At 35.4% G+C, this 11,171-nt stretch carries 12 protein-coding genes and 1 pseudogene; 4 read left to right on the top strand and 9 right to left on the bottom strand.

All coding sequences use genetic code 11. The features are described 5' to 3' along the window. Both HLX49_RS16130 and HLX49_RS16125 read right to left on the bottom strand, forming a co-directional pair. On the bottom strand, positions 1 to 549 hold a 549-nt coding region (locus tag HLX49_RS16130; protein WP_296363166.1), incomplete at its 3' end, for an SDR family NAD(P)-dependent oxidoreductase. After that, entirely contained in the window at positions 542 to 1,525 is a 984-nt protein-coding gene (locus tag HLX49_RS16125; protein WP_296363165.1) for an MBL fold metallo-hydrolase, read from the bottom strand. The genes HLX49_RS16125 and HLX49_RS16130, both read right to left, overlap by 8 nt. A gap of 663 nt (positions 1,526 to 2,188) precedes the next feature. Here HLX49_RS16125 and HLX49_RS16120 point away from each other — a divergent pair. From HLX49_RS16120 to HLX49_RS16110, 3 genes are all read left to right on the top strand, one after another. Beyond that, positions 2,189 to 2,926: a glycerophosphodiester phosphodiesterase gene (locus tag HLX49_RS16120; RefSeq protein WP_077703609.1), complete on the top strand. Its 738-nt coding sequence runs from the start codon at positions 2,189 to 2,191 to the stop codon at positions 2,924 to 2,926. A gap of 294 nt (positions 2,927 to 3,220) precedes the next feature. Continuing rightward, entirely contained in the window at positions 3,221 to 4,138 is a 918-nt protein-coding gene (gene rnz / locus HLX49_RS16115) for a ribonuclease Z (protein WP_077703608.1), read from the top strand. Between the two features lie 73 nt (positions 4,139 to 4,211). Further along, positions 4,212 to 5,522: an aldehyde dehydrogenase gene (locus HLX49_RS16110; protein ID WP_414930275.1), complete on the top strand. Its 1,311-nt coding sequence runs from the start codon at positions 4,212 to 4,214 to the stop codon at positions 5,520 to 5,522. 179 nt (positions 5,523 to 5,701) lie between these two features. Here the strand turns inward: HLX49_RS16110 and HLX49_RS16105 are convergent, their stop codons facing one another. The 7 genes and pseudogenes from HLX49_RS16105 to mce all read right to left on the bottom strand — a co-directional run bounded on the left by HLX49_RS16105 (position 5,702) and on the right by mce (position 10,494). Then, positions 5,702 to 6,010, bottom strand: a complete 309-nt coding sequence (locus HLX49_RS16105) for a hypothetical protein (protein WP_296363161.1) — start codon at positions 6,008 to 6,010, stop codon at positions 5,702 to 5,704. Between the two features lie 148 nt (positions 6,011 to 6,158). Continuing rightward, a complete protein-coding gene (locus tag HLX49_RS16100; protein WP_296363159.1) occupies positions 6,159 to 7,421 on the bottom strand; it encodes a DNA polymerase IV in 1,263 nt (420 codons plus the stop codon). 73 nt (positions 7,422 to 7,494) lie between these two features. Next, entirely contained in the window at positions 7,495 to 8,616 is a 1,122-nt protein-coding gene (locus HLX49_RS16095) for a M20/M25/M40 family metallo-hydrolase (protein WP_101933893.1), read from the bottom strand. A 196-nt stretch (positions 8,617 to 8,812) separates the two neighbouring features. Further along, positions 8,813 to 8,923, bottom strand: coding sequence for a carboxyl transferase domain-containing protein (locus HLX49_RS17235; RefSeq protein ID WP_483372464.1), 111 nt, complete (start codon positions 8,921 to 8,923; stop codon positions 8,813 to 8,815). A 319-nt stretch (positions 8,924 to 9,242) separates the two neighbouring features. Next, complete coding sequence (locus HLX49_RS17230; RefSeq protein WP_414930273.1) at positions 9,243 to 9,431, bottom strand: hypothetical protein; 189 nt, start codon at positions 9,429 to 9,431, stop codon at positions 9,243 to 9,245. Then, a pseudogene (locus tag HLX49_RS17225) lies at positions 9,365 to 9,892 on the bottom strand (carboxyl transferase domain-containing protein). The gene HLX49_RS17230 and the pseudogene HLX49_RS17225 overlap by 67 nt, the downstream one beginning before the upstream one ends. A 161-nt stretch (positions 9,893 to 10,053) precedes the next feature. Continuing rightward, positions 10,054 to 10,494 carry a methylmalonyl-CoA epimerase gene (gene mce / locus HLX49_RS16085; protein ID WP_101933891.1) on the bottom strand — a complete coding sequence of 147 codons (441 nt, stop codon included), beginning with the start codon at positions 10,492 to 10,494 and terminating at the stop codon, positions 10,054 to 10,056. Between the two features lie 423 nt (positions 10,495 to 10,917). On the opposite strand from mce, the gene prli42 reads away from it, so the two are divergent. Next, on the top strand, positions 10,918 to 11,025 hold the full coding sequence (gene prli42, locus HLX49_RS16080) for a stressosome-associated protein Prli42 (protein WP_116277013.1): 108 nt from the start codon (positions 10,918 to 10,920) through the stop codon (positions 11,023 to 11,025). Positions 11,026 to 11,171: the final 146 nt, after the last annotated feature.

Below are 11,171 nucleotides of genomic sequence, written 5' to 3'. Positions count from 1 at the left end.
TAAATTTACTGCTGTCACATAAACATTACTACTCGCAGTCAACTCCAGGCGCAGTCCATATGTAAAGCCAAGTACTGCACGTTTGGTTGCTGCATATACGCAAGCTCTTGGTGTGGCTATTTTCCCTGCTTGAGATGCGATATTAACGATATGTGCTAAGGATTGTTTTTGAAAATATGGCAAGAGCTGCTTGGTTATACCAATTAAAGAAGCTACATTTAATTGAATCATAGACTCGATATCACCTTCATTCATTGCACTCAATTCTGCAAACATTCCTATACCAGCATTATTAATGAGACCATGCACTGGATCGTGGTTTTCTATGATTTCATTTATCACCTTTTTTGTCTCCTGCTTATTTAACAAATCAACAATATAAATAGGACTATCAATATGGAATGAGTAAAGAATAGCCGCTTTTAAATGCTCCAATTTATCTGGTGAGCGAGCTAATATTATAGGGACACCTCTCTCCTTAGCAACATACCATGCCACTTTCTCTCCAATACCGCTTGATGCACCTGTAATAATTATTTTTTTATTCACTAATGAAGTTCGCTTCATAAACGATGATTCCGTCCTTTTTTCTTTTTATAATTCGCCTTAAAGATTCTAAATAATCTAATTGTCCGAATGTTTCAGACATAGTTAGGTCAATTTGTTTTTTATATTGGTGTGGGAATAACTTTTTACAAATTTCAAATGGCGTTAACATTACGCTTTGCTGTAAAAATTCATAAACTATATTTGCTCTCTCCTCCTGCTTTGTTAAACGTGAGAGAATCAACTGTTGTGGATTCTCTACGACCTTGCCGTGACCAGGTAACACTTTGTTCACGTTTATATCAACGCATTTTTGCAGATTCTTCCGATATTGTATCATCGGCTTTGGTCTATCTTCTATCGTTTTGCCTATTTTCGGTGGCTCTATTATTGGATTGGACGAGATATGTTCCAAAAGATGATCCCCGCCAATTAAAAGGTGATCACGGTCACGCAAAAAAGACAGATGGCTTTGCGCATGCCCTTTCGTTTCAATTACTTCCCATTCTGGATGTCCAGGTAATCGATCACCTTCTACTAGCGGTGTCGTAACTTCCCCTCTCCCTGCAAAATCCATGGTTGCCTCAAGCTTATCCAAAGCCTGATAAAATATTTTAGGGATGCCACTAGCCACGAAGTATTGTTCAAAAAAACGCCTATAATGTTCCAAATATTCCTGATCTCTTGTGAGCCAAGTGTTCACACTTGGCTCAGCGGCAATATATTGTGCATTTGGAAACTGTTCTGTTAAACCGATATGATCAGGATGATGATGGGTCAAAATAATCTGCTCTATATCTGATGGTCGATAACCTATTTGCTTTAATTGCGTTGTCAATGCTTCCCATGCCTGTCTCGTTTTCACACCAGCATCCACAATAGATAAAATATCTCCTTTTAAAACGTATACATGCACATCACCGACCGCAAAAGGAGTAGGCAATGTTAGCTGACTAATTGTTTGTTCAATTACTTTCATATTTGATTCCTCCAACTGAATCGCCATTCATTTTTATTTCAAATATTTAAGATGCCATAAGTCTTTCTCTTCAAAAAGAAAAACGGCACCTCTATTCTGAACTCATTCATTCAAAAGTGATTAGGTGATACCACTGCGATACTAACAAACATAATGTGTTTACTTCATATATTGTACTTCCTTTCTACTATATTGTCGATTTTTTCATATTGTATCTAATGCACTGTTAGGCGACCTGTTCAATAAAAAAAGACAAACTTTACATGCTCGTTAATGATACTTTGATCATTCACATAAACACTTCTCCCCACATAAGCTATTGTTCTGTACCATTCATTTTATTAGGAAAAACTAAGCTTATCACGAAGCACGAAGCCTATATGCTCAAAGTTATAGTATTGCTTATACGATAAACTCTACCATTTCTATAATGAAATGTAACTAGTTGCATACGTTAAGTAACTATTAATAAACAATTCACATTTGACCCTATTACGTCAGAAACTTTATCATAGTATTACACCTATCATGTATTTTATGTTAAACATAAACGTATAAGGTAATGAGGAAGTAAAATAATGGTAGCATGTTACTAAAAACATTTGAATAATCCTTATTCAAATGTAAAAATGTTTTAATACATGCATTTCGAGGTGAATCAGAGTGAAACCAACCCTATATGCTCATCGAGGGGCAAGTTATTATGCTCCCGAAAATACGATGCCAGCCTTTGAATTAGCATTTCAAATGCAAGCGGATGGAATTGAAACAGATGTTCAATTAACAAAAGACCAAGTGCCAGTTCTTATTCATGACGAGAACGTAAAACGAACAACAAACAGCAGCGGTTATATTAAAGATTATACTTACCATGAACTATGTCAGCTAGACGCAGGGAGTTGGTTTTCGCCTAATTATGCCCATACTCCTATCCCAACTTTAGAAGACTTTTTAACATGGGCGAAGCATAAGCCTTTGTATTTAAATATTGAACTAAAAAATAATAAAGTGGCATACCATCATATAGAGGCAATCGTTTATGAGTATATTTCTGCTTATCAACTAACGAATAGAACAACCATATCGACTTTCAATACGAATAGCGTGGTTAAACTGTTAAATTATAGAAAAAACATTGAAATAGCGCTATTAACATCGCGGCGATATCGCTATCCTATACATGTTGCAAAGGAATTAGGTGCTAGTGCATTACACCTAAAATATAAGTTGATCACACCAAAAATCGTAGCCTCCGCTTATGAACAAAACGTAAAACTAAGACTTTATACTGTAAACCGCCCGGCCCACATTATTCGATCTATTCAATATGGTGTGGACGGAATGTTTACAGACGTACCTGATCAGGCATTCTACTATCGTGATTTGTTGTACAATCGTTAATCCTTTATAGTTGCAAACGACGCTTCAAAAGCTCGTGAATATAACAACGAGTGTATAATGGCTATACAATCCAGATGCCTTGAATACGCATACAAATTAATTTACTGTTAATTACAGAAGAGACAAGGTATTAACTTTCCACTCAGTTCTCATTCAAGTCCGATAGCTTTAAAAAATATCTTGATATTCTTTCCTACTGCATGATGAAGAAAAAAATGCTATTCTAGACAAAAGCTATTATAAATGCAGTATAATATCTATAGTGGGTCATTTAAGGAATATGGAGGAATAATAATGGAAGTAGTTTTTCTAGGTACTGGAGCTGGCGTTCCCTCCAAAGAAAGAAATGTTTCTGCTATCGCGTTATCATTACTACAAGAACAGAATAGTGTTTGGTTATTTGATTGTGGAGAAGCAACACAACACCAGATCTTGCAAACGAATATCAAGCCACGCAAAGTTAATAAGATATTTATTACGCATATGCATGGCGATCACATTTATGGTTTACCAGGTTTTTTAAGTAGCCGTTCTTTTCAAGGGGGAAACAATCCTGTAACTGTCTATGGCCCAAAAGGTTTAAAACAATATATTGAAACAAGTCTAACCTTGAGTGAGACACACTTGTCTTATCCGTTATCATTCGTGGAAGTAACGGATCAAATGATCATTGAAACAGAGCATTTTCAAATATATGTTCAGTCATTAGATCATGGTATACCATGCTTTGGTTATCGAGTTGTTGAAAGAGATAAGCCAGGTGAGTTACTTGTTCACAAACTAAAGAAAATGGGTATTGAACCTGGTCCTATCTATAAGGAAATTAAAAAAAATGAGTACGTAATAGTACCCGATATTGGAACTATTTATCGTAAGGATGTGGTTGGTGAACCAAAACGAGGAAGGATTATATCTGTAATCGGTGATACGAGGTTTTCTAAGCTTCACAGAAAGCTTGCTAATCATGCAGATTTACTTATTCATGAAGCGACATTTGGCAAAGACAAGCAAAACCTTGCCCACCGTTACTATCATTCCACAACGTTACAGGCTGCTCAATTAGCCAAGGAAAGCAATTGTAAACGTCTAATAATTACACATATTTCGTCAAGGTATCAACAAAAAGAAAACGAGCAACTTTTACAGGAAGCCCGAGAAATATTTCCTAATACAGAATTGGCTAATGATTTTTCAAAGTTTACCATTACATAAAGGAGTGCTTTCATTGATCGACATACCACAGCTTGTTGCTGATCAACGTACGTTTTTTTTAAATGGAAACACGATGGATTATAGCGTTCGTAAGCAACAATTACAAAAAGTAAAATCAATGTTAAAGGAAAATGAAGCAAGTATCTATCAAGCATTAAAAGCAGACTTAAATAAATCCAAACATGAAACATTAACAACTGAATTAGGCTTTTTATATATGGAGATTGATCATACTCTAAAACAATTACAAAATTGGATGGAACCAATTAAAGTAGCTGCACCAATTACGCATAAAGGTACAAAAAATTATATATTGAAGGAGCCATTCGGTGTTTGTTTAGTAATTTCACCTTGGAATTATCCATTACAACTAGCTCTGGCTCCTGCAATCGGTGCTTTAGCCGCAGGAAACTGTGTCATCATTAAGCCTTCGGAAGAAGCAAAAGCAACATCAGCATTATTAAGAAAAATGATTGATAATTATTTTGACCCTTCTTTCTTAACAGTTGTAGAAGGTGAAAAGGAGACTGCTCAAGAATTGTTGCAACAACGCTTTGATTACATTTTTTTCACAGGAAGTACCGCTATCGGTAGAATTATAATGCAGAAAGCGAGTAAGCATCTAACACCTGTTACATTAGAACTTGGTGGTAAAAGCCCTGTCATTGTTGATAAAGACGCAAATATTAACCTAGCAGCTAAAAGAATTGCATGGGGGAAATTTACCAACGCAGGACAAACTTGTGTAGCTCCAGATTATTTGTATGTACATGAGAAAGTAAAATTTAAATTAATTAAATCCATGAAAAAATATATTCGCAGTTTCTATGGACGGACCCCATTAAATAATAAAGACTATATCCGAATAATTAATGAAAAACATTTTAATCGCCTATCTAAATTCCTTGCTAACGGTTCCATTTTACACGGCGGTGCGACGGATCCGCTAACATTAAAAATAGAACCAACCCTTCTAGATAAAATCACGTGGGAAGATTCTGTGATGCAAGAAGAGATTTTTGGCCCTATTTTGCCTATATTAACGTTTGAAGAAATTGAAGAGGCAGTGAGCGTCATACGTAAACAAGAAAAACCATTAGCTTTATATTATTTTGGAGAAAATGGGCACACACAGCAGCAAATCATGCAATACTTATCTTTTGGTGGTGGTAGTATTAATGATACCGTTCTGCATTTGGCGAATCCACATCTTCCTTTTGGTGGCGTTGGTGAGAGCGGAATGGGAGCTTATCACGGTAAGTTCAGTTTTGATACATTTTCTCATAAAAAAAGCATTATGAAACAATCCACCAAATTTGATGTACCGTTTCGTTATCCAGGCGGAAAAATATCCGATAGCATTTTGAAAAAAATCATGAAATAAGCGTATAAAATTAGATTTTCATTGTGCAAGTGAATAAACACTCCAACAATCCTCATGTTTATTTATGAGGGATTGATTTCATGTAGTGTACTTGTATTTAGGCGGGGTGCTTCTCCTACCCTGAATTATCTTCAGTATTATTTGTTTACATAATATTAATATCGTAAATTAATATTGGTTTACGAATAGTTTGCAATATCATGCAATTTAGGAACTTCATTACCATACCAAGAGTAAGTGATTTGATAGTTTGCTTTCTCCTTTATTAAATCCCATGTTGATTTGCTTTCTACTATTATATCAATGATTTGATTCTCTTCTATTTCAACCGAAATAAAATAGTCATTGTCTTTGACGTATGTATCTACCACTTTCGCAGATGAATATGAACTAGTATGTATTAAAAAATATGAACCGATAAAGTAAATAAGCATAAGCCCGATAATGGAAAGTGTAAAGTAAGTCAACACGCTCCATTTTTTATTCACTTTTCCTCTCCCCTCTCAAATTCGAAATTCAATAAGATAATGAAACGCTCTTTTCCTTATATATAGAATATTTTTATCGCAATTATATTTAAAAAGAGGAGGGATGCCCTCCTTGAACATATACCCTTTTTTAATGCGGCTATCACTGTTAATTTCTGTCGTTTTTATAATCGTCTAGAAAATCTTTTTGAAAGCTTGTTGTTGGTTGCTGTGTATCTACGGAGTCCATATCTTCTACATGAATAAACGGATTTTTACCGTATTTACTGGTCAAATGATCAATTGCATCGTATAATTTTTCTTTTTCCGCCTCATTTTGATACGTAAATAAATCCAACTGTTTTGCAATTTGTTGCCCTTCTTCTAAGTCAGCTACTGTTATTCCTAGCAAACGAATAGGTTCCATATTCCAATGTTTTTGTAGCAGGTCATATACCTCTGTTAAAATATCTTTTGCACCATGTACATAATAACGTAGCTTTTTACTACGAGTAATCGTGTGGCGATCATGATAGCGAATAGTTAATTGTACACTCTTTCCTACGGTTTTTTTTCGTTTCATTCTCTGTTCTACTTTATTCGCTAATTCTTTTAGTAAGGTATATATTTTTTCATCATCCGTAGTGTCAAAAGGAAGTGTTTTAGAGTTACCGATACTTTTAAAATCATATATTGCATTTGGGTCGATAGGACGGTTATCTACACCATTTGCCCTGTTTTGTAATCGTTCACCATTTATTCCAAGGAATTGCTTTAAATGATATACATCCTTTTTTGCTAAATCTCCAATAGTATAAATGCCTGCTTTATTTAACTTAGTAGCAGTTTTTTCGCCAACCCCATACATTTCTCCAACTGGCAACGGCCACAATTTAGTAGGTAATTCGCGCTTTCTTAGCACGGTTAAACCTAAAGGCTTTTTCATATCTGAAGCCATTTTAGCTAGAAATTTATTAGGCGCAATGCCAATACTACTTGGTAAATCAAGCTCCCTCAATATTCGTTGTTGTATTTCTTGAGCTAGATCAACAGCGTGAACATCCTTTGCAATTTCTGTAACATCCATAAAACCTTCATCAATAGATACAGGCTGTACGAGTGTAGTATACTCAGAAAATATTTTAAATACCGCCTTAGAAGCTGCTCGATAGCGTGAGAAATTAGGTCGCATTACAAGCAAATCCGGACATAATTTTTTTGCTTGCCATACGTTCATTGTTGTTTTAACTCCTTTGGCTCGAGCTTCATAACTACTCGTTACCACGATCCCTTTTCTTTCCTCAGGATTACCAGCAATAGCTAACGGCTTTCCTTTAAGGCTAGGATCATAAGCCATCTCCACGGAAGCATAAAAGCTATTCATATCGACATGGAAAATAATTCTTCTTTGTTTCTCGGCACCATTATTCATTTCGATTACTCCTTATGAAGTAAATACTATACTATTATCCCCTCCAAGAATAGTACTTAGAGGGGAGTTCGCTTTAATTTTTAGCTGCTTCCTGAATAATTGCTGTCACGAGTTCTGTAACTTTCACCAAGTCTTCTACTTTCATCCGTTCATTCGTCGTATGAATTTCCTCATATCCGACAGCTAAATTAACTGTTGGTATGCCATACCCTGAAATGACGTTGGCATCGCTACCTCCACCACTTTGAAGTAATTGACTTTCCATTCCAAGCGTTTGAGCAGCTTTCCTAGCTACTTCTACCACTTTATCTCCAGATTCTTGTTTAAAACCAGGGTACATCACTTTAACAATAACTTCTGCATCTCCACCAAGTTCTTTTGCCGTTTGTTCAAAAGCTTCCTTCATTTTCTGAACTTGGGCTTCCATCTTTTCTGGAACGAGAGACCTGGCCTCTGCTAAAATTTCTACATGGTCTGCTACAATATTTGTTTGTTTTCCGCCTTCAAAACGACCTATGTTTGCAGTTGTTTCCTCATCAATTCTTCCTAATGGCATTTTAGCAATTGCTTTTGCAGCTAACGTAATTGCAGATATCCCTTTTTCTGGTGCTACACCCGCATGAGCTGTTTTACCTTTTATAGTTGCATGGAGTTTCGCTTGCGTTGGTGCAGCCACTATAATATCTCCCACATTACCGTTACTGTCTAATGCATAACCATAATTTGCTTGTAATAAAGAGGTATCTAAAGCTTTTGCTCCTACTAATCCAGATTCTTCGCCAACTGTTATTATAAATTGAATGTCACCATGACTTATTTTTTGTTCATTAAAGACGCGAACTGTTTCAAGAATCGCAGCCAATCCAGCTTTATCATCAGCCCCTAAAATAGTTGTGCCATCTGAAGTAATCCATCCTTCTTTGATGACTGGTTTAATGTTTTTACCCGGTACAACCGTATCCATATGAGAAGTAAAGTAAATGGTCTCAGCGTTAGCAATATCCCCTTTCCAATTACAGATTAGGTTTCCGGCACCATGACCTGTCGTAGATTTGCTATCATCTTCCAAGACTTCAATACCTAGTACTTCAAATTTACTTTTTAAAACAGATGCAATTTTTTCTTCGTTGCCTGTTTCGGAATCAGTTTGTACAAGTTCTAAAAATTCTTCAACTAAACGCTTCTCATTCACCATTTAAATCATCCTTTTTATTTGTCTCTTCATAGTGGGGTATTCCCATGTTTTTAACTGGAGATGATTCTTGCTTATGTTTAGTATCTCCAAAGCTTGAATAATTTTACTTAGGGTCCTCTTGGGCAATCACATCATCTACCAAACCTACTTCTGCCGCTTCATAAAGTGTCGCAAATTGTATGTAGAGATTTTTTGTTCATAAGTGACAGTGAGTCTTTACTTGTGCCAATTCCTTAGCATATAAAATAGGCACCGCACCTTCTGTACCCATCACTTCTATTTCAGCATTTCGCCAAGCATAGACCATATCCGCACCAATAGAATTACTAATTAAAGCAACATATGCGCCCCCATAAGCTTTCTATATAATTACAGTTATTTTGGGTACTGTTGCTTCGGCTTAATTATGATAATTTTGCCCGATGTCTACCATGATGCTCTTGTTTTACTCCAGGAAAAAAGCCAGTTACATCTACACAAGCGGAATTTGGAATGCATCACAAAAACGAATAAACCGAGCAACTTTATTCCAGCAATAGTCGTAAAACAGACTACGATGTTTTTAGAAAATATGCATGTATTTCCAAAAAACTAGTTTCATCTACAAATTGTTTGAATCCCGTGTTTCATACCGTAAGGCGCTTTATTGTGACCAGCCCTAATTTTATTAAATCACTTTCTTTACCTAATTCATAATGATACGGTGGATCGTCATCTTCTGTAGGAAGATAAAAAATGCGTTTGCGTACTATATCAAATGCTTCTTTTTTGGTTTTAGCAAGGAAGTGTGCACTCCCACTTTTGGAATTGTGAATATATGCTCCACCCAGTTGTTATTGAGTAACCTTTTCTCCCGTAACTTGCTCCATAATTTTCGATCCTGTAATAAACATTGTGGTGTACCTTGCACCATAATAAAAAAATCTGTTATTGCTGGGGAAATAGACAGCTCCACCTGGCTTGGGCCTAAGATGACAGAAATTTGCGGAATAACACCTGAATATCGAACTTTTCTACGAGAAATTTGACCATAACCATTTAAGGTAGCTACACCTTCTTGATTGCGCTCTCCTCTGATCCAATTAAACCAAGGATTGGGCCATTATTTATTTTGACTAGCTAAATCTAGCAGGGCAACAAGTTTTTTACCATGCATCTCCCCAAGTGTTCCACCCATTACAGTAAAATATTGTGCATAAATGTAAACAGGTTCTCTATTTATTTTAACATAACCTGTTATTATTTCGTCACCATATACGCTTTCTTCATTCTGCATGAACGTCGCACGTTGTTTTTTGAACGGATATAATTCAAAAATGATTCTGCATTCAACAAATAAGCAATATGTTCACAGGCTGTTAGTTTTCCTTTTGCATTCGTTGTTCCACACCCCCTAATTTCATCTGGCGTCGATTTTCATACAACTCGTTCAACTTATCATACAGATCCAATTGTGGTTGTCCGCCTTTCACAAAGTTCAAACAAAACGCCGTTTGCTGCTTTAGGATGTATAAATGCGACGTAGTTATCCCACGCTCCCTTCCTTGGGTAATCATCCACTAAAGGAATGTGGTGCTGTTTGCATTTTTGTATACGATTAGATAGTTGGTTAACACCCAATGCCACATGATGAACGCCTTCACCATATCTGTCAATAAACTGAAAAATAGTAGACTTTTGACTCAATGGTTCCATCAATTCTAAGTAGCTTTCTCCAATAGGTAAAAAGGCAATGGAAACGAGCTCCCTTTCTAATAATTCACGCCTTGTAACTTGTAATCCTAATATTTTTGTATAAAAAGGTAATACATTGTTAATTGAACGTACAGCAATGCCAATATGCGCAATTTGTTTTGGCTTAGATAAATATTTAGGCATGATCTTCCTCCTCTAATTTTGCGTTTCTATATCATGCATATTTATCAATTTCCTTATACAGACCACGTTTTTTATTTCACTATTGGAAAATCAAATTTTAGGGTTACCGTACTTTTGACTATTTCCTAGAATACTCAAAAAGGTTTACTTTAAAAACTTTAATTAACAGAAAGTAGGGGTAATATTTTTCGTATGACACATTGTAGAAAAATATTTTACAATACTTGTCCAAACATCTATTTCAAGGTAAAATAAAGTAAATAAACATGAAAATATATTATGGACACCTATTATAGTAAATAAGTTTGTTGAATGGATTTACTTAAATCCACTGTATGGTAAATATTGAAAATTTTATAGTGGAAATCTTACGGAACCTTATGTTCAGTATAAATAGAATTTCAATTGTAAGGAGGATCACAAATGTCACGACAATCTAAGCGTCAACGCAGAACAAAAATTGTTGTCTATATTATGATTATAGCAATGCTTCTCTCAACTATAACAACAGGACTTATGATGTTTATATAAGTTTCTATTATGAATATACAAAGGGGCTGTTGCACAATCAGGTAATTGATTGTGTAACAGCTTTTTTGTGTATACACAAAAAAACAGACCACAAAGGGCCTGTTCTCATGTATTATTAATTTATGACCAATAAACAAATAACACAA

This window comes from Virgibacillus sp., assembly GCF_013393565.1.
In the GTDB taxonomy this organism is placed as follows: domain Bacteria; phylum Bacillota; class Bacilli; order Bacillales; family Amphibacillaceae; genus Virgibacillus; species Virgibacillus dokdonensis.
The sequence above is the reverse complement of the archived record's forward strand: the minus strand, read 5'-3'. Positions and strand labels throughout refer to the sequence as shown.